This window comes from Mesorhizobium koreense (genome assembly GCF_031656215.1).
Taxonomy (GTDB): Bacteria; Pseudomonadota; Alphaproteobacteria; order Rhizobiales; family Rhizobiaceae; genus Mesorhizobium_L; species Mesorhizobium_L koreense.
This window is the reverse complement of the sequence record NZ_CP134228.1, coordinates 3,286,122-3,304,051: the sequence shown is the minus strand read 5'-3', so window position 1 is coordinate 3,304,051 and position 17,930 is coordinate 3,286,122. Positions and strand designations below refer to the sequence as shown.

The window sequence follows — 17,930 nt, the reverse complement described above, 5'->3', positions numbered from 1 at the left end:
AAATCGGGCGTTGCTCCTGTTCATCGAAACGCAGGAGTGAAAGCCATGCCAGCGAAATCGAAAGCGCAGCAGATGGCCGCCGGCGCAGCGCTGTCGGCCAAGCGCGGCGAGACCAAGAAGAGCGAACTCAGGGGCGCGTCGAGGGAAATGTACGATTCGATGAGCGAAAAGCAGCTTGAGGAGTTCGCGGAGACCAAGCGCAAGGGCAAGCCGGAGCACGTCTCGAAGAAGAGCTGAACGCTTACATCAATGAAGTGCGTCCTTCGAGGCTCCGCTGCGCAGAGCACCTCAGGATGAGGGAGGTGGGGGCAGCTTTCCGGCATCAAGTTCTGAGACGAGTTGGGGATACGCCGATTCCGATAGACTCGAAGCGTGATACTCACGATCTAGGGTGACGCCTATAGACCTCCCTCATCCTGAGGTGCAAGCGGAGCGAGCCTCGAAGGACGCGCCGGAAACATCGATCTACTACCGGCACCGGCAATCAGAAGCGCAAGAAACGGAATGCTGCCGGAGGCGCTTTTCCGGTAGCTTCATTGAAGATTTTCGATGGAGCTGAAAATGCCGAAATACAACGCGGGAAAGCTGGTGGCGGCGCTCGATTGGTCGGCCATTGCGCGCGAACTGAACGAGGTCGGCGTCGCGACGACCGGCCAGCTTCTGAGCGCGGAACAATGCACTGCGCTGCGCTCGCTTTACCCGGATGACAGCCGCTTTCGCAGCCACGTCGTCATGAAGCGGCACGGTTTCGGGGAGGGTGAGTACAAATATTACGCTCATCCGCTGCCGGAGATCATCGCCTCCCTCCGCGAGGCGTTCTATCCGCATCTCGCGCCGATCGCCAACGAGTGGCATCGCCGGATGGATATCGACCGCCATTTTCCCGCAAGCCTGCAGGCCTTTCTCGATGAATGCCACGCCGACGGACAGGCGCGCCCGACGCCGCTTCTGCTGAAGTACGGGCCCGGCGACTATAATTGCCTGCACCAGGATCTCTATGGCGAGCACGTCTTCCCGATCCAGCTTGTCATCCTGCTGAGCGAACCGGGCACCGATTTCACTGGCGGGGAGTTCGTCATGACCGAGCAGCGGCCACGCATGCAGTCGCGCGCGGAGGTCGTGCCGCTCTCACTTGGCCACGGCGCGCTTTTCACCGTCAACGACCGGCCGAAAACCGGTTCGCGCGGCGATTACCGGGTGAAGATGCGCCACGGCGTCAGCCGGGTCCGAAGCGGCGGGCGCTATACGACGGGCATCATCTTCCACGATGCCGCATGAGAGGTCTTCGGGGCGGGGCTATGCCTTGGCCGCTGCTTTCTGCGAGGCCTCCACCGCCGACAGCGCCGTCATGTTGACGACCCCGCGCGAGGTGACCGATGGTGTCAAGATGTGGGCCGGGCGGGCGGTGCCCAGCAGGATCGGCCCGACATGCAGTGCATCCAGCATCGCCTTGACGGTGTTGAGCGTGATGTTGGCAGCGTCGAGGTCGGGGAAGACGAGCAGGTTCGCCTCACCCTGAAGCGTCGAATGCGGGAAGACGCGCTGGCGCTGTCTCTCGTCGAGCGCCGCGTCGCCATGCATCTCGCCATCGGTCTCGAGGTCCGGCGCTATGCGCTTCAGGATGGCCGCCGCCTCGCGCATCTTGAGCGCCGAAGGCGAATCCTTCGAGCCGAAATTGGAATGCGACAGGAGCGCCGCCTTCGGCTCCAACCCGAAGCGCCTGATCTCTTCCGCCGCGAGGATGGTGAATTCCGCGATCTCGTTCGCGCTCGGGTCCATGTTCACATAGGTGTCGGTAAAGAAGGTGATGCCGCGCTGCGAGATCAGCATCGACAACGCCGCGAGATGGGATGCGCCCGTCTTGCGGCCAATGATGAGGTCGACATTGCGCAGGTGCCGCTCATAGCGGCCTTCCAGTCCGCAGATCATCGCGTCCGCCTCGTCGCGCATCATGGCGAGCGCGGCGATGATGGTCGTGTTGGTGCGCACCATCGTGCGCGCCGCCTCCTGCGTCATGCCGCGCCGTCCGGCGAGCCGTATCAGGAGGTCGACATAGTCGCGGTAGCGCGGGTCGTCCTCCGGGTTGATCAGTTCGAAATCGGTTCCCGGCCTGATCTTGAGGCCGTAGCGTTTAAGCCGTGTCTCGATGACATGCGGGCGGCCGATCAGGATCGGCGTGGCGATGCCTTCCTCCCGCACCACCTGTGCCGCGCGCAGTACGCGTTCGTCCTCGCCGTCGGCGTAGATCACGCGCTGGGCGCCAGCTGCCTTGGCCGCCGAGAAGACGGGCTTCATGATGAGGCCCGAGCGGAACACGAAGCGGTTCAGCCGGTCGATATAGGCGTCCATCTCGGCGATCGGACGCGTGGCGACGCCGCTTTCGGAGGCTGCTTCCGCCACCGCCGGCGCGATCCGGAGGATCAGGCGCGGGTCGAAAGGCGAGGGGATCAGATAGTCCGGCCCGAAGGTCGGCGTCTCCTCGGAATAGGCGCGCGCCGCCACATCCGACGGCTCCTCGCGCGCCAGATCCGCGATGGCGCGCACCGCCGCCATCTTCATTTCCTCGTTGATGGCCGTTGCGCCGCAATCGAGCGCTCCCCTGAAGATATAAGGGAAGCACAGCACGTTGTTGACCTGGTTGGGGAAGTCGGAGCGCCCGGTGCAGATCATGGCGTCCGGCCGGGCCTTGCGCGCCGCTTCCGGCATGATCTCCGGCACCGGGTTGGCGAGCGCCAGGATCAGCGGCCGTTCGCCCATCTCCGCCAGAAGTTCAGGCTTCAGCACGCCGGCTGCCGACAGTCCGAGGAATACATCGGCTCCGCCGATCACATCGGCGAGTGTTCGCGCATTGGTGTCCTTGACGTAAGGGTCCTTCCAGCGATCCATCTCCTCAACGCGGCCCTTGTAGGCGACGCCGTGGCGGTCGGTGACCCAGATATTGTCATGGCGCGCGCCAAGCGAGACCAGCAGGTTGAGGCAGGCGAGCGCGGCAGCACCCGCGCCCGAAGTGACAATCTTGACTTCGTCGAGCTTCTTGCCGGCAAGCTCCAGTCCGTTCAGAACAGCCGCCGCGACGATGATCGCCGTGCCGTGCTGGTCGTCGTGGAAGACAGGGATGGCCATCCGCGCCTTCAGCCGCTCCTCCACCTCGAAACACTCGGGCGCCTTGATGTCCTCGAGATTGATGCCGCCGAAAGTCGGTTCCAGCGCCGCCACCGTCTCGACCATCTGATCGATTTCCGGCGCATTGATTTCGATGTCGAAGACGTCGATGCCGGCAAATTTCTTGAACAGGACGGCCTTGCCCTCCATCACCGGTTTCGATGCCAGCGGCCCGATATTGCCAAGCCCAAGCACGGCCGAACCGTTGGAAACAACGCCAACGAGATTGGCGCGACTGGTGTAGTCCGCGGCAAGCGCGGGCTCGTCGCGGATAGCAAGGCAGGGCGCGGCCACGCCCGGCGAGTAGGCGAGCGCCAGGTCGCGCTGATTGCCGAGCGGCTTGGTCGCCTGGATCTCCAGCTTGCCGGGGCGGGGGTGCTTGTGGAAGAAAAGCGCCGCTTCGTCGAGATCGGAGCGGATCGGCTTTTCTGAAATAGTGTCGCTCATGGGTATAGCCGTGGGGTGGCCGGACGTCTTTCACCCCCCTCTGTCCTGCCGGACATCTCCCCCTCAAGGGGAGAGATCGGCGGTCTCCACCTCACTGCGTTCCTTACAGCGGTGAAGGGTGGCCCAAGCAGTGCCGCTGCGTAATCTCCCCCCTTGAGGGGGAGATGTCCGGCAGGACAGAGGGGGGTGAGAAGGAACGCCATGTCGTCTTGTTTATCCTACCGAGCTACGACCTTCTGCGCCTGTTCGCCGAGCCCGGCAATCCCGAGACGGATGGTGTCGCCATTCTTCAGGAAGACGGGCGGCTTCATGCCGAGTCCGACGCCGGGCGGTGTCCCGGTGGTGATGATATCGCCCGGTTCGAGCACCATGAACTGCGACAGATAGGAAACGACATGCGCGACGGAGAAGATCATGGTCGAACTGCTGCCGTTCTGCATGCGCTTGCCGTTCACGTCGAGGAACATGGCAAGCTTCTGCGGGTCGGCGATCTCGTCCGTCGTGGCGATCCACGGGCCGACCGGACCGAAGGTCGGGCAACCCTTGCCCTTCATCCACTGGCCGCCGCGCTCGATCTGGAATTCGCGCTCGGAGACGTCGTTGCAGACCGCATAGCCGAAGACGTGATCGAGCGCGTTCTTCTCCTCGACATAGTCGCAGCGTTTGCCGATGATCACGGCAAGCTCCACTTCCCAGTCGAGTTTCTTCGAGCCCTTGGGCATCAGCACGTCGTCGTTCGGGCCCGAAAGGCAATTCGGCGCCTTGGAGAAGATGATCGGCTCCTCGGGGATCGGAGCGCCGGTTTCCGCCGCGTGATCGGCATAGTTCAACCCGATGGCAATGAAATGCCCGGTGCGTGACAGCGGTGCACCGAACCGTGCCCCCTTCGGCGCCAGCGGCAGAGAGGAAAGGTCGGCCTGTTCCAGCTTCTGTTTCAAGGAAGGGGAAATCGTCTCGGGCGAAAAATCGCTCACCAGCGAGGACACGTCGCGAATGGCACCGTCCTTGTCGATCACGCCAGGCTTTTCGCGCCCCTTTTCTCCAAATCGCACCAGTTTCAAAGCTATATTCCTCTCTTTTGATGTTTCGAATGAGAAATCGGCGCCGGTCAGAACGCGCTGTTGAAGAAGCCGCCGTCCAGGATCAGGTTCTGGCCGACGATATAGCCCGCCTGCGCCGAGCAAAGGAAGGCGCAAGCCTGCCCGAACTCCTCAGCGGTGCCGAGCCGCCCGGCCGGGACGGTTCCTCCGATCCGTTTCTTCTGCTCGTCCTCGGATATTCCGGCCTTTTCCGCGCCGAATTTCAGCGTGGCGCGGATGCGGTCGGTATCGAACTTGCCCGGCAGGATGTTGTTGATCGTCACGTTCTTCGACGCCACCGTGCGGGCAACGCCGGCGAGGAACGCAGTCAGCCCGGCGCGTGCCCCGGAGGAAACGTCGAGGCCCGGGATCGGCTGATAGACCGACAGCGAGGTGATGTTCACGATCCGCCCGAAACCACGTTCCGCCATGCCGTCGATGACGGCGCGGATGAGCTCGATCGGGGTGATCATATTCTGCTCGACGCCGGCAAGGATCGCGGCACGGTCGATCTGGCCGAAGGGCTTCGGCGGCGGTCCGCCATTGTTGTTGATGAGGATGTCGGGCGTCGGACAGGCGGCAAGCAGCGCTTTCTGGCCCTCGGCGCTCGAAACGTCCGCGGCGACCTCGGTGACGTCGACGCCGAAGCGATCGCGGATTTCGTTCGCCGTTGCCGAAAGCACCTTTTCGTCGCGGCCGTTGACGACCAGGTCGCAGCCGGCTTCGGCCAGCGCCATGGCACAGCCGCGTCCTAGTCCGCGACTCGACGCACACACGATTGCCTTGCGGCCCTTTATTCCCAGATCCAAAGCTTTCCTCCGTTGCTTGCCGGGCACGCTAGCCCGATCGCCGGCTTTCTGACAATCGGCATAACCCTTGAGAGTCTTTTGCGCCAGAACGCAACTGGACCGGCGAATGATGCCAGGGTGTTTTCCCGCGGAAGGGAATTGCCGTTTTGAAGCATGCGTCACCGTGCTATTGCGTCGAAAGCGTCCGCGGCCGTTCATGGCCGCGCGCTCAGGCTCCCGATGTCGCTGCAAACCCCGGCATACGATCAGAAACTGCCGCCGCTGTCGCCCGCGCAGCAGGTGAACCGCGCCATTTCGAATTGCGCATGTCGCTGCTCTTCGTCACGGTCTTCATGCCGAACGGCTTCTATCTGCCGTATTTTCCGCTCTGGCTGCGTGAGTCCGGCTTCGGTCCGGAACAGATCGGCATCCTGCTGGCGCTTCCCATGTTCGTGCGGGTCGTGACCGGGCCGACGATCTCGGCGCTGGCCGACCGCGCGCCGGACCGCGTGCCGGTGCTGATGCTGCTCGCGCTTTGCTCGGCGGCAGCGGCCTCCGGCTATTTCCTGCCGCCGGTCTATGCGCTGGTTCTCGCCATTTCGCTCGTCTTCTCCTTCTTCTGGGGGCCACAGGGCCCGCTTGCCGATTCGCTGGCGCTGTCCGGCGTGCGCCGCTACGGCTCCGAATACCCGAAGATGCGCGTCTGGGGATCGGTGGCCTTCCTCACCGCCAACATATGCGGCGGCTGGATCATCAACCGCACGGGCGTAGCGGCCTTCCCATGGCTTCTCGTCGGCGCGCTCGTCAGCATCGCCTTCATGTGCTTCATAGCGCCACGCCTCGGAAGGCCGCGGCGGCCGGCGCTTGATCCGGTCGAGGTGCTGCCGCGTGCGGCGCCGGTATTCCGGAATCCCTATTTCGTGCTTTTCCTGCTCTCCTCCGCGCTGGCGCAGGCGAGCCACGCGCAACTCTACACGTTCGGTACCATCTACTGGGAATCGGTCGGCATCGGCGGAACGGCGATCGGCTTCCTGTGGGCTTTCTCGGTGATGGCGGAAGTTGTGATGTTCACTGTCTTCCGAAGGCTTTTCGGCCGTTTTCCCTCCTCTGTCGTTCTTGCGATCGGCTCCGTCGTCGCGATAGCGCGATGGACACTCTTTCCCTTTGTCGATCCGCTCGGCCTGGGGCTTGCCGGGTTTTTCCTTGTTCAGGGCATACACGCCTTTTCCTTCTCCGCCGTGTTCCTGGCGACGCAGAAGATGCTCGCCGAGACGGTTCCCGAAGAACGGATCGGCGCGGCGCAGGGTGCGGCCTATTTCGCCAACAACACGCTCCTCGCAACGCTCACGCTGGCGGCCGGCCCGCTCTATCGCGCCTTCGGGCCGGAGAGCTTTGCGACGATGGCAGGTGTCGCAGCGGTCGGCCTCCTCCTCGCTCTGGCGTGCGTGAGGCTAGCCCCAGAGCGCGGACGCGGGCGGCAGGACGACCGAACCATTATAGACGAGGCCGGGTGATCGGTCGGCAGCAAGCAGAAGCGGACCGTCCAGGTCGACGAAATCGGCGTCCTGCGCCACGACAAGGGCAGGGGCCATGCCGAGCGACGTGCCGACCATGCAGCCGACCATGACGCCGAAACCGAGGGCGCGGGCCTGCCGGCGCAATTCCAGCGCGGCGGTGAGGCCGCCGGCCTTGTCGAGTTTGATGTTGACGGCGTCATAAAGCCCTTTCAGCTTCGGTAGATCACCGGCGAGGTGGACGCTTTCGTCGGCACAGACGGGCACCGGATGGGCGATCTCGCGCAGGATGGCATCCTTGCCCGCCGGCAGCGGCTGCTCGATCAATACGGCGCCATATCGCGCGGCGGCCGCAAGGTTTTCCTCGATATCCGCTTCCGACCAGCCCTCGTTGGCGTCGACGATGAGGCGCGCGCCTGGCGCTGCCTCCACAACCGCGCCGAGACGCTCGGCCACCATTTCCGCGCCGAGCTTCACCTTCAGGAGCGGGCGGTCCGTGTGAACGCGCGCCTCCGCCGCCATTTCTTCCGGGAGACCGAGCGATATCGTTACGGCGGTCGTCAGCGGGCGCATGGAAGGCTGACCGGCTGCCTGATGCGCGGGCCGGCCGGAGAGCTTGGCTTCGAGGTCCCAGAGCGCGCAGTCGACTGCGTTGCGCGCCGCACCTGCCGGCATGGCGCGGAGCAGCGATTGCCGATCCATGCCGCCGGCTACCTCGCCGTTTATTTTCTCGATCGCGCTGTGAACGGAAGCCATCGTCTCGCCATAGCGGGCGTAGGGCACGCATTCGCCACGACCGGCATGGCCGCCCTCGCGGATCGTGCAGACGATCACGTCCGCTTCTGTCTTGCTGCCGCGCGAGATGGTGAATGCGCGCGCCAGCGGAAAACGCTCGGAGCGAATCTCAAGTGAACGCATCAATGGACCTCATAAGGGCGAAAGGCTGCAATCGTGCGAATCATTCTACTGATTGTGGCGAGAGAAGCGCCTTCGCGGATGCTGCGATCAATTGAAAAACGGCAGATATAGTGGCCATCTCCACACATATTGCCGGGCTTTGACAAGCGGCGCATTGCCCCTGCCGAGAATTGATTTCCTTTGGCCTTGGGTTGCTCTAAGACCGGTTGCATGTTCGGCAACACGTCAAGGAAAAGCGGTAACGCCGCCGATGCCGGCGAGGAAAGCCGGCCGCAGGTCGCCGTGACCGAGGAGGGTGGCGTCCGCGAGGTCATGCTTTCCGGCGTGTGGACGACACGCACGGTGGCGGAGCTCGATGCTGAGCTACGCGAGTTGGAAACGGCGGAGGATGGCGGGAAGATCAGGCTCGACCTTTCCGGGGTCGAGAAGATGGACACCGCCGGCGCGTGGATCGTCGAGCGCTTTCTTGCCGCATCGGCCGCGCGCGGGATGGAGATAGAGATCGCCGGTCCGTCGGAGGCGGTCTCCACCCTGTTGTCGGCGGTCCACGAGGCCGCAAACGAGAACGAGCCGACACCCGCGCCAACGCGAGGTTTCGACATTCTGGGATTCTTCGAGGCCATCGGCCGTGCGGTGTATGCCGGCCGCGACGATTTCCTGATGGGCATGAACATCCTCGGCGCCACGATCCGTGGCTCGCAGATGAAGCTCGGGCGCGGCCATGGCGTCAATATCGCGGCGATCGTCCACCAGATGGACCGGATGGGCGTCGGCGCCATTCCAGTCGTGGTGCTGATGTCGTCCATCGTCGGCGCCATTGTCGCGCAACAGGGGGCCTTCCAGCTCCGCTATTTCGGTGCGGAGATTTTCACAGTCGACCTCGTCGGCATCCTCGTCTTGCGCGAGATGGGCGTGCTGTTGACCGCCATCATGATCGCAGGCCGTTCAGGCAGCGCCATTACGGCCGAGATCGGCTCGATGAAGATGCGCGAGGAGGTGGACGCGCTGACCGTGATCGGGCTGAACCCGATCGGCGTGCTGGTGTTCCCGCGCCTGGTCGCGCTGGTCATCGTCCTGCCCTGCCTGACGATCACCGCCAATTTCGCGGCCATCGGCGGTGCGATGGCGGTGGCATGGCTCTATTCCGGCATTCCGCCCGAAGCCTTCCTCGACCGCATGCGCGACGCGATCGACCTGAACACGATATGGGCGGGTCTCATCAAGGCGCCTTTCATGGCGATGATCATCGGCATCATCGCTTCGGTCGAGGGCATGAAGGTCGGCGGCAGTGCCGAATCGCTCGGCGAGCGGGTCACGGCGTCGGTCGTGAAGTCCATCTTCGTCGTCATCGTCGTCGACGGCCTCTTCGCCATGTTCTACGCCGCGATCAATTTCTGAGCGGGCGGGCGATGAGCGAAGCGGAAAAGCCGGAAAGCGGCGCCACTGAAAAGACGGAAGGCAACGGGGATATCGTGCTCGAAGCGCGCGGCATCGATGTCGCCTTCGGCAAGACGCAGGTCCTGAAGGACCTGTCGCTCGATGTCCGTCGCGGCGAGATACTGGGCTTTGTCGGTGCTTCCGGTGCCGGCAAGTCGGTGCTCCTGAGAACCATCCTTGGCCTCAACAAGAAGCAGGCCGGCACGATCCATGTTTTCGGCGTTGATCTGGACAAGGCGAACGATGCGGAGCGCATGCAGGTCGACATGCGGATCGGGGTGCTTTTCCAGCACGGAGCGCTGTTTTCGGCACTCACCGTCAAGGAGAACATCCAGATCCCGATGCGCGAATATCTGGATCTGCCGCAGAAGCTGATGGACGAACTGGCCAAGCTGAAGATCGAGCTTGTCGGTCTGGCGCCGGACGCGGCAGACAAATACCCGTCGGAACTGTCCGGCGGCATGATCAAGCGCGCGGCGCTTGCGCGCGCGCTCGCGCTCGATCCCGATCTCGTCTTCCTTGACGAGCCGACCTCCGGCCTCGATCCGATCGGCGCGGCCGAATTCGACGAACTGGTGGCGAAGCTGCGCGATACGATGGGGCTGACCGTCTATATGGTCACGCACGACCTCGACAGCCTGTTTTCGGTCTGCGATCGCATCGCCGTGCTCGGCAACAAGAAGGTGCTGGTCGAAGGGACGATCGAGGACATGCTGGCCAGCGAGGAGCCGTGGGTGAAATCCTATTTCCGCGGCAAGCGGGCGCGCCAACTCGATCTCAAGACGCGGCCGAAGCTCGGCCATCCCACCCCGCAGCAGCCGGAAAACAGGGTCTGACGCATGGAAACACGCGCCAATTACGTAGCCGTCGGGATTTTCACCGTCCTTGCCATTCTGGCCGCGTTCGCCTTCGTCTACTGGACCGCCCGCATGGGGTCATCCGGCGAGACGGCGCTTCTCAGGTTCCGCATCGCCGGTTCCGCCGCCGGGCTCGGGCGGGGCAGCGCCGTTCTCTTCAACGGTGTGAAGGTCGGCGATATCAAGCGCGTCTATATCGACCCGACCAACCTGAAATTTTCAGTCGCCGATGCGCAGGTGAACCGTGATACACCGGTGACGACGGCTTCCGAGGCGAATGTAGGCATCGCCGGCCTGACCGGACAGGCGAATATCGAGATTTCCGGCGCCGGCAAGGAGGCGACGGGAGTCGCCGCCGAGAACCTTTTTGAAAAGGCGGAAAAGGCAGGCGAGGTGGCGGAGATCAAGACCAATCCGTCCGCCGTCACCAACCTGCTAGAGAGTGCGCAGGATATCTTCAAGCACGCCGATACCGTTCTCTCCGGCCTTCAGGATTTCGTGAAGGACGCGCGCGGGCCGCTGACCCGGACAGTCCAGAACGTGGAGGTTTTCTCCGAAGCGCTGAAGAAGAACGCCAGCGGCGTCGACGGTTTCCTCGCCAGCGCCGGCAAGCTTTCCGACACGCTGAACGGGGTCTCGGGCAAGCTCGGCGGTACGCTCGATTCGGCCAAGCGCATTCTCGATTCGGTCGATCAGGAGAAGGTCTCCCGCGTCGTGGCGAATATCGACACGTTCACGGAACGGTTGAAATCGGCATCGAACCAGCTCGACCAGATCATGGCCAGTGTCGATTCGACCGTGAAGTCGGTGCATGAGCTTTCCGATAGCGCGAAGGGCACGCTCGCCAGGGCGGACAAAGTGATCGACGCCGTCGATCCCGGCCAGGTCAAAGCGGCGATCGACAATATCGAGCATGCCAGCCAGACAGCCAACGCAGCCGTTTCCGCCGTGGCCAAGACAGCGGACAAGATCGGCAATCATGCCGACGACGTCGATGAGATCGTCAGGAACGCCAAGGATATCTCGCAGAGGCTGAACGATGCTTCCGTCCGCGTGAACGGGGTGCTTGCCAAGGTCGACAAGCTGCTCGGCTCTGGCGACGCGAACGGTCTGATGCGACAGGCGAGCGACACGCTGAAATCGTTCAAGCAGGTGGCCGATACGCTGAACGCGCAGCTTGGGCCGATTACCGCCGGTGTCGCGCGGTTCTCCGGGCAGGGCCTGCGTAATGTCGATGAACTCGTGGGCGAGATGCGTCGGGCCGTCACGCATATCGACGAAGCTGTGGACAGCCTCGCCCGCAATCCGCAACGCATCATCACCGGCGGCGATAGCGGCACGGTTCCGCGTTATAACGGGCGGGCACGCCGTTGACTTCGGGGAGGGTGCCCCGCAAAACCGAAAGTTGCGGCAAGAGGGACCACCGCATCGCGGCCGGTGGCGGAGATCGGATGAGATTGAAAACCTGTCTGGCAGCGACGGCGCTGGTCCTGTTCCTTCCGGGATGCGCGCTTCTCGGCGGTGGCTCGCGCCCGCTCGATACCTATGACCTTTCCGCGCCGAAGGCGGCGCCGGGCAAGCGCGCGCACCGGCTTCAGGTACTGATCGCCAATCCGACCGCGATAAAGGCCTTCGACAGCCAGAACATCGTGATCGAGCCGAGGCCGGGCATGATCGAATATCTGAAGGGCGCCCAATGGGCCGATCGGCTGCCTCAGGTCATTCGGGCACGGCTCGCCGAGACCTTCCAGAAATCCGGGCGCTTCGGAGGCGTCGGCCAGCCGGGCGAGGGGCTTGCGATCGATTACCAGGTCATCGCCGATATCCGCTCCTTCGACATAAGGGCGGACGGCAATGAGCGGGCGGATGTCGAGCTTTACATGCGCATCCTCAATGACCGCAACGGCGTTGTCCGCGCCGAAAAGCTGTTCTCCGCGACTGCACCGGTCTCGGGCGCGGGAAACGACGCCTACGTCCGGGCGCTCGATCGCGCCTTTGGCCAGGTGGCGAACGAAATCCTCGTCTGGTCCGCCTCGGTCATGTGAGCGGAAGGCTGTCGGTGCGGGGAGTATAGCTTTGAACGTGGTCAATGCGACGGCGACCCCCACTCCGTCCGCTTCGCGGCCACCTCTCCCCCGCTCGACGGGGGAGAGGAAGCGCCGGCCGCAACGTAGCGTTCCTTCCTCTCCCCTTTTGAGGGGGAGAGGTGGCGCGCGAAGCGTGACGGAGTGGGGGTAGCTCCCAGCCCGGTGGAGGTAGTCCCCATCCCGCAATCGACAAAAAAGGCCGCCCCGAGAGGCGGCTTTTTTCATTCCATCCCGAACGGGCGGCGGAGCAAGCCCGCCGCCTTATCTCCCGATCAGTTCAGCCGTCCGGCGGCGTGGGCCAGCATGGTGTAGACCTTGCCCGTATCGGAGGTGAGATAGGTCTGCGCCATGATGTTGTCGCGATCGCCACGGCCGACATCGTCCAGCAGTTTCTCGAAATCGTCGCAGTAGCGGTCGACGGCTGCGCGGAATTCGCTGTCTGACTGATATTTACGGCGGATTTCGTCGAAGGTCTGCTGTCCCTTCAGCGTGTAGAGCCGACGGGTGAAGACGTTGCGCTCGCCGCGCCGGTAGCGGTCCCAAAGCTCGACCGAAGCGTCGTGGTCGATGGCGCGGGCGATATCGACGGAAAGCGAGTTGAGCGATTCCACCACATGCAGCGGCGTGCGCGGCTGCCCGGCTCCGCGCGGGGCGGCTTCCGCCGTCCGGCTTGCGGCTTGTTCTTCACGCGATGCGCCGCGCAGGAGATCGCGCACCCACCCACCGCCGGAGGGTGCCGGAGCCTCCTCGCGCGGGGCGGGTCGGCGCTCAGCCTGCTGGGCGGGACGAGGGGCGGGTTCCGCCGGCGCGTTTCGCTCGCGCACGAAGGCGGGCGCAGTGGTGCCGGCGCTTGCAGAGGGGGCGCGCGGTGCTTCGTAGGAAGGCTGGATGGGAGCAGGGCGCACCGGGCGAGGTGCCGGCCGTTCGGAAACATCAAAGGTACGACCGGATTTTGCAACGATATCCGACAGTTCCTTGAGCGCGTTGATCTGCTCGGAGACGGCACGGCGCATGGCAGTGGTCGATTCCTTCGTTTCCTGCGGCAGGTCGAGCACGCCCTTCTTCAACTCCGCGCGGGTCTCTTCCAGTTCCGTCCGGATGGTGCTGGCCGTGCGCTTCATTTCGACGGTAGCGTCGGCAAAGCGCTGCGCCGCGGAATCGACCACCTCGGAGATCGCGCTCCTGATCTGCTCGGTAGATTCGCGTGTCCTGCCTTCGGCTTTCTGGAGCGCGCGGCCGACGAGATCCTCGAAGGACCGCATGACGCGTTCGATGTCCTCCGACTTCTTGACCAGCCCGACCGCCAGTTCCTCCAGCGCCGTCTGCCGGTCGTCCAGCGTCGAGGCGAGGTTGGTCTGTGCGGATCCGAGAAGGTCGGACGCGCTGGCCAGCATCCTGCCGTGCTCGTCGAACCGGGTCGCGATCGCCGCGATCTCCTTCAGCGTCTGCGAGGAGAGTTCGTTGAGCTTGCCGGTGTTGGCGTCGATCAGGCGGGCGGAGCTGGAGAAGGTCTGCGCCGCCTTTTCCGTCGTCGCGGCGAAACTCTGCGTCGATCCGGAGAGTTTCTCGTCGATGCCGGAAAGGTTTGCGGTTGCCTTTTCGATGAGTTCGGAAAGCTGGGCGTTGGAGCCGGCAAGCCGGCCGATCAGGTCGCTGACGGTTTCCGAAAGGCTGTTGCGCGAGCCTTCCACGGCGGCGAGCGTGTCGGCAGTGCGGCTGGCGAGCGCGTTGACGAGCGCGACGTTTTCCGAGCGCAGGCGCTCGGTCGCCCGCTGCGTCGCATCCTCGAGGCTCTTCTGCAACTCTCCGCCGCTGGCGGCAAAGCTGTCGATCAGCGGCTTTGCCGTGTCGTCGAGAATGCGGGCGATGTCGCTGGAACGCGCGGCCAGCATGGAATTGAGCTCGCGCGTGCGCTCCTCGATCGTCTTTGCCGCATCGTTCGTCCGCTGGCCGATATGTTCGTTGACCGCGGAGAACGTCTCGGCGATGGCGTTGGCGCGCGAGATGAGCTGGCGCTCCGCCTGCGCGACCTTTTCCTGCAGTTTCTCGCCGATCTGGTCGGCGCCGGATGCCAGCCGCGTTTCCGCGTCGCTGATCTGCCCGCCGAGACGGCCGGCCAGGTGTTCGGCGCTTGCCGAGAGCATGCGGTCGATCCCGTTCAGCGCTTCCTCGATCGCCTCGGCCCTCGCATTGAGTTCGGCCGATGTCTGGTGCGTGCGCTGGATGATGCGCTGGTCCGCTTCCTCGAAGGTTCCGGTGACGCTGGCGACATGGGCAAGCAGAGCCGTCGCGGTCTCTTCGGCGCGTACGACGAGCTTCCTGTCGGCGCCGTCGAAGGCGCTGGCGATTTCGGTCGTGCGGCGCATCAGCGCGTTGGCCGTCTCTTCGGCGCGAGCGACGAGCTTCTGGTCGACGCCGTCGAACGTGTTGGCGATTTCCGCCGTCCGCTCCACCAGGGCCCTTGCGGTCTCCTCGGCTCGGGCGGAAAGCTGCGCGGCAATCTCCTCCACACGACCGGCAAGGCGCTCGTCCGTCTGGTTGAAGGCTTCCAGTATCTCGTCGGATTTGGCGCGCAGCGCATCGGCCGCTTCGCCCATGCGCGCGGCAAGCCGGCGGTCTGCTTCCTCGAAGCTCGAACCGATCTCGGAGGCGCGCGCGGCAAGCGCGTTGGCGGTCTCTTCCACACGGCTGACGAGACGCTGGTCCGCATCGTTGAACGCGCGGTCGATGTCGGCGGCGCGGGCGGCAAGCGCGGCTGCGGTCTTTTCGGCGCGCTCGGCGATCTGCCGGTCGGTATCGGTGAACGCCTTGCCGGCTTCCTCGTTGAGCAGACCGGTGACTTCCAGAACCCGTTCGCGGAGAGCACCGGCGACGGTTACCGCCGTGTTCTCGAGAACGTGACGCACATTGTCGACGCCGGTCTCGAGCGCGCTGCGCATGCTCGACGTGCGCTCTTCGATGACGCCGGTCTGGCGGCGGAAGGCTTCCTCGATCCTGTCCACATCGACGGAGAGCGCTTCCGTGATCTCGTCGCGCGAAGCGGCGATGCGCTCGACATGCTGCGCCAGGATTTCGTTCACGCTGTCGCGCGTTTCGGCAAGCTTCTGCAAGTCCTGGTCGAGCTTCGAGGACAGAAGGCTGCGGCCCTCCGTCACCTTGTCCAGATGGCCGCGTACCGCATCGTCGATTGCCGTGCGCGCCTGTTCCAACCGTTCCAGGTCGCCGTCGATCGTGCCCGAAAGCGCGTTGCGGCTGTCGGCCAGTCGCAGGACGTGCGTCTCGATCGCGTTCTCGATCTCGCCACGCATGCCGGCAAGCTTCTGCAGCTCTTCCTGAAGCATCTCGCGGACCTGCGAGCGCCCTTCCGCGATCTGGCCGACATGGCCGGCGATGACGCTGTCGACCTCGTCGCGCGATTGGGTAAGCTTGGCAAGATCGTCCTGCAATGCCGCCGAAAGCCGTTCGCGGCCTTCGCCGAAATGGGCAATCTGGCGTTCCACCGCCGCATCGATCTCAGCACGCATCTCGCTGATCCTGGCGAGGTCGGCGGCGATCGTCTCGGCCACGCCGTCGCGGCCCTTGGCGAGCAGTTCCGTGTGGCCGGCGATGATCCGGTCGATCTGACCGCGGGAATCCTCGATCCTGGCAAGATCGGCCTGGAGCGCGCTCGATACCGATTCGCGGCTGGCGGCCAGACGCTCGCCGAATTCATTGACGCGGGCTTCGAGCATGGACGAGGTCGAGTTGACCAGTTGCGAAAGCTCGCTGCCGATGGCGATGCGGCCGTCGTCGATGGCCGTGGCGATCTCCTGCTTGCCGCCGGTGAAGGCGGTGGCGATCTCGCGCGCCCGCTCGACCAGCGAATCGTTGATCTGCCGCGCGCGCGCCTCGAGCGCGGCGTTGAGGCGCTGCGTACCGGCGTCGAGCGCCTCGGCGCGCGTCTCGAACTCGCTGATGAGCGACTGGCCGCGCTCCGACAGCGTGCGCTCGATGGCCGCGAGCCGGGCGTCGAACTCGCCGGTGAGGCTGTCGGTCGCGCCGCCGAGCAGCGAAACCATGCCGTTGGTGCGTTCGTCGAGGATATCGGAAAGCGACCGCGCTGCTTCCTCCGCGCCCTGCCGGAGCGAGGCGACACGCGTGTCGAGAAGGCTGGCGAAGGCCTCACCGGAGGTGCTGATCTGGTCGGCGATCGTGTCCATGCGCTCGACGATCCCTTCATGGATCGTCGTGCTGGAATCGTTGATGCGGTCGATCAGCCGATCGCCGGCCTCCGAAATGGTCGACGTCAGTCGGGAGGAGGCGCCGAGGATATTGTCGCGAATGCCCTGGCTCGCCGCGCCGAGTTCACTGTGCAACTGCTCATGCGCGCCGGCGATGGACGCCCGCACGCGCTCGGCATGGCTGACGACGGCGTCGCGCTCGTTGCCGAGCCCGTCGACCAGCACGCGGATACGCGCTTCGTTATCGGAATAGGCGCGCTCCAGTTCATTGACTTCGGTATGAACCAGCGTCTCCAGTTCGACGGCGCGGGCGAGCGTGCGCTCGATGCCTTCGCCCATTGCCTGAACCTCGCGGCGTACGGCCTGGCCGACGGTCATCACGCGGTCCTGGGCAAGGTGCTCCGGCTCGGCGAGCCGGAAGGCCACTTCGGTCATCGAACGGGCGACCATGCGCATTTCCTGTGCGCGACGGATCATCACGGCGAAGCCCCAGAAGAGCACAATCGGCACGATTATGCCGATGCCGAGCGCGATGGCGTAGGGCGCGTCGAGAAGCTGGTCCACGGAGCGGATCTGCCAGATCTTCGGCGCGTAGAGCAGATGCCCCAGCATCAGCCCGCCGGCGATCCAGGCGACCGACAGGAGCGCGACGAACCAGTAGACGGTGCCGGGCGCGCGCCGGTTCATCTGTGCCAGAACGGTACGGTAATCCTTCTGCCGATCGTCATTGGCGGGCAGCCGCTCGGCGGGAGAGGCGGCGCGGTCGGGCTGCGGCTGGGCGGCTTGCGACTGTGCGGCGGGCGCGGGCTTGGAGGGCCGCAATTCGGCCGCGACCTTCGCGCGCGGCTCGTCCCTGGGAGCCGGCTGGTCGATCTTCTTGGGAGCAGCGCTTGCCATCACCTGCACTGGCTCGGCCGGCGGCGCGCTCTCTTCCTTCCTCGACTTCGCGGCGACCGCGTCCTTCTGCGCTTTTTCCTCGCGGGCAAGCTCGTCCGCGGCGCGCGAAATCTGGGCCTCCAGTTCGGCCATCGAGGCGGCGATATCGAGGTCGCCGTCCGAACCGCCGTGGCTCAGGTCTATATTCAGCGCTTCTTCGAGTTCGCGAGCTACATCGCTGTCGATGTTCTGGAGGGTAGAGGTTTTGCGCGCCATGCCGCCGGAATCCTGTTTTTCTCTAACGCGGAGCCGCCCCGAAAGACCCCTCGTCCTCCGCGTATGAGGCTTATTTTTGACCTACGATGCCTCAGCGTATCGTAGTGAGACACCGGCTTAAAGGAAACCCGCATTTCCCGCGATGGGTAAAAGTTTAAACATAGGGTTAATGAGGGCGTGATCCCCCGAAAAATCGCCACGTCGCGAGAACCTCTCGTTAAGATCTGCATTAACGCGATGTGCATAGAAGCCGCATAGCGTCGATTGCG

Annotated in this window: 12 protein-coding genes; 7 read left to right on the top strand and 5 right to left on the bottom strand. The window is 64.4% G+C overall.

The window, feature by feature from the left end; genetic code table 11:
• Positions 1 to 45 precede the first annotated feature (45 nt).
• Complete coding sequence (locus RBH77_RS15715; RefSeq protein ID WP_311028529.1) at positions 46 to 237, top strand: DUF3008 family protein; 192 nt, start codon at positions 46 to 48, stop codon at positions 235 to 237.
• 324 nt (positions 238 to 561) lie between these two features.
• Positions 562 to 1,278: a 2OG-Fe(II) oxygenase gene (locus RBH77_RS15710; RefSeq protein ID WP_311028528.1), complete on the top strand. Its 717-nt coding sequence runs from the start codon at positions 562 to 564 to the stop codon at positions 1,276 to 1,278.
• An 18-nt stretch (positions 1,279 to 1,296) separates the two neighbouring features.
• Here the strand turns inward: RBH77_RS15710 and RBH77_RS15705 are convergent, their stop codons facing one another.
• From RBH77_RS15705 to RBH77_RS15695, 3 genes are all read right to left on the bottom strand, one after another.
• Positions 1,297 to 3,609 carry an NADP-dependent malic enzyme gene (locus tag RBH77_RS15705; RefSeq protein WP_311028527.1) on the bottom strand — a complete coding sequence of 771 codons (2,313 nt, stop codon included), beginning with the start codon at positions 3,607 to 3,609 and terminating at the stop codon, positions 1,297 to 1,299.
• A 218-nt stretch (positions 3,610 to 3,827) separates the two neighbouring features.
• Positions 3,828 to 4,670 carry a fumarylacetoacetate hydrolase family protein gene (locus RBH77_RS15700; RefSeq protein WP_311028526.1) on the bottom strand — a complete coding sequence of 281 codons (843 nt, stop codon included), beginning with the start codon at positions 4,668 to 4,670 and terminating at the stop codon, positions 3,828 to 3,830.
• Between the two features lie 47 nt (positions 4,671 to 4,717).
• Entirely contained in the window at positions 4,718 to 5,497 is a 780-nt protein-coding gene (locus RBH77_RS15695; RefSeq protein ID WP_311028525.1) for an SDR family oxidoreductase, read from the bottom strand.
• A gap of 305 nt (positions 5,498 to 5,802) precedes the next feature.
• On the opposite strand from RBH77_RS15695, the gene RBH77_RS15690 reads away from it, so the two are divergent.
• The gene (locus RBH77_RS15690; protein WP_311028524.1) at positions 5,803 to 6,990 is read left to right on the top strand and encodes an MFS transporter; all 1,188 of its coding nucleotides are present in this window, start codon (positions 5,803 to 5,805) and stop codon (positions 6,988 to 6,990) included.
• Here RBH77_RS15690 and dgcA read toward each other — a convergent pair.
• On the bottom strand, positions 6,928 to 7,911 hold the full coding sequence (dgcA, locus tag RBH77_RS15685) for an N-acetyl-D-Glu racemase DgcA (RefSeq protein WP_311028523.1): 984 nt from the start codon (positions 7,909 to 7,911) through the stop codon (positions 6,928 to 6,930). The genes RBH77_RS15690 and dgcA overlap by 63 nt on opposite strands.
• Positions 7,912 to 8,118: 207 nt before the next feature.
• Between dgcA and RBH77_RS15680 the strand changes: the two genes are divergently transcribed.
• From RBH77_RS15680 to RBH77_RS15665, 4 genes are all read left to right on the top strand, one after another.
• A complete protein-coding gene (locus tag RBH77_RS15680) occupies positions 8,119 to 9,306 on the top strand; it encodes an ABC transporter permease (RefSeq protein ID WP_311028522.1) in 1,188 nt (395 codons plus the stop codon).
• An 11-nt stretch (positions 9,307 to 9,317) separates the two neighbouring features.
• Positions 9,318 to 10,181: an ABC transporter ATP-binding protein gene (locus RBH77_RS15675; RefSeq protein WP_311028521.1), complete on the top strand. Its 864-nt coding sequence runs from the start codon at positions 9,318 to 9,320 to the stop codon at positions 10,179 to 10,181.
• Positions 10,182 to 10,184: 3 nt separating this feature from the next.
• Positions 10,185 to 11,576, top strand: a complete 1,392-nt coding sequence (locus RBH77_RS15670) for an MlaD family protein (RefSeq protein ID WP_311028520.1) — start codon at positions 10,185 to 10,187, stop codon at positions 11,574 to 11,576.
• Between the two features lie 77 nt (positions 11,577 to 11,653).
• Positions 11,654 to 12,247, top strand: a complete 594-nt coding sequence (locus RBH77_RS15665; protein ID WP_311028519.1) for an ABC-type transport auxiliary lipoprotein family protein — start codon at positions 11,654 to 11,656, stop codon at positions 12,245 to 12,247.
• A 314-nt stretch (positions 12,248 to 12,561) separates the two neighbouring features.
• On the opposite strand, the gene RBH77_RS15660 is transcribed toward RBH77_RS15665, so the two are convergent.
• Complete coding sequence (locus RBH77_RS15660; RefSeq protein WP_311028518.1) at positions 12,562 to 17,661, bottom strand: apolipoprotein A-IV repeat region-like domain-containing protein; 5,100 nt, start codon at positions 17,659 to 17,661, stop codon at positions 12,562 to 12,564.
• Positions 17,662 to 17,930 lie beyond the last annotated feature (269 nt).

Excerpts from the sequence above, each read along its gene's own strand:
- RBH77_RS15715 (WP_311028529.1), top strand. The coding sequence starts at position 46 with ATGCCAGCGAAATCGAAAGCGCAGCAGATGGCCGCCGGCGCAGCGCTG.
- RBH77_RS15710 (WP_311028528.1), top strand. The coding sequence starts at position 562 with ATGCCGAAATACAACGCGGGAAAGCTGGTGGCGGCGCTCGATTGGTCG.
- RBH77_RS15705 (WP_311028527.1), bottom strand. The coding sequence starts at position 3,609 with ATGAGCGACACTATTTCAGAAAAGCCGATCCGCTCCGATCTCGACGAA.
- RBH77_RS15690 (WP_311028524.1), top strand. The coding sequence starts at position 5,803 with ATGTCGCTGCTCTTCGTCACGGTCTTCATGCCGAACGGCTTCTATCTG.
- RBH77_RS15680 (WP_311028522.1), top strand. The coding sequence starts at position 8,119 with ATGTTCGGCAACACGTCAAGGAAAAGCGGTAACGCCGCCGATGCCGGC.
- RBH77_RS15675 (WP_311028521.1), top strand. The coding sequence starts at position 9,318 with ATGAGCGAAGCGGAAAAGCCGGAAAGCGGCGCCACTGAAAAGACGGAA.
- RBH77_RS15670 (WP_311028520.1), top strand. The coding sequence starts at position 10,185 with ATGGAAACACGCGCCAATTACGTAGCCGTCGGGATTTTCACCGTCCTT.
- RBH77_RS15665 (WP_311028519.1), top strand. The coding sequence starts at position 11,654 with ATGAGATTGAAAACCTGTCTGGCAGCGACGGCGCTGGTCCTGTTCCTT.
- RBH77_RS15660 (WP_311028518.1), bottom strand. The coding sequence starts at position 17,661 with ATGGCGCGCAAAACCTCTACCCTCCAGAACATCGACAGCGATGTAGCT.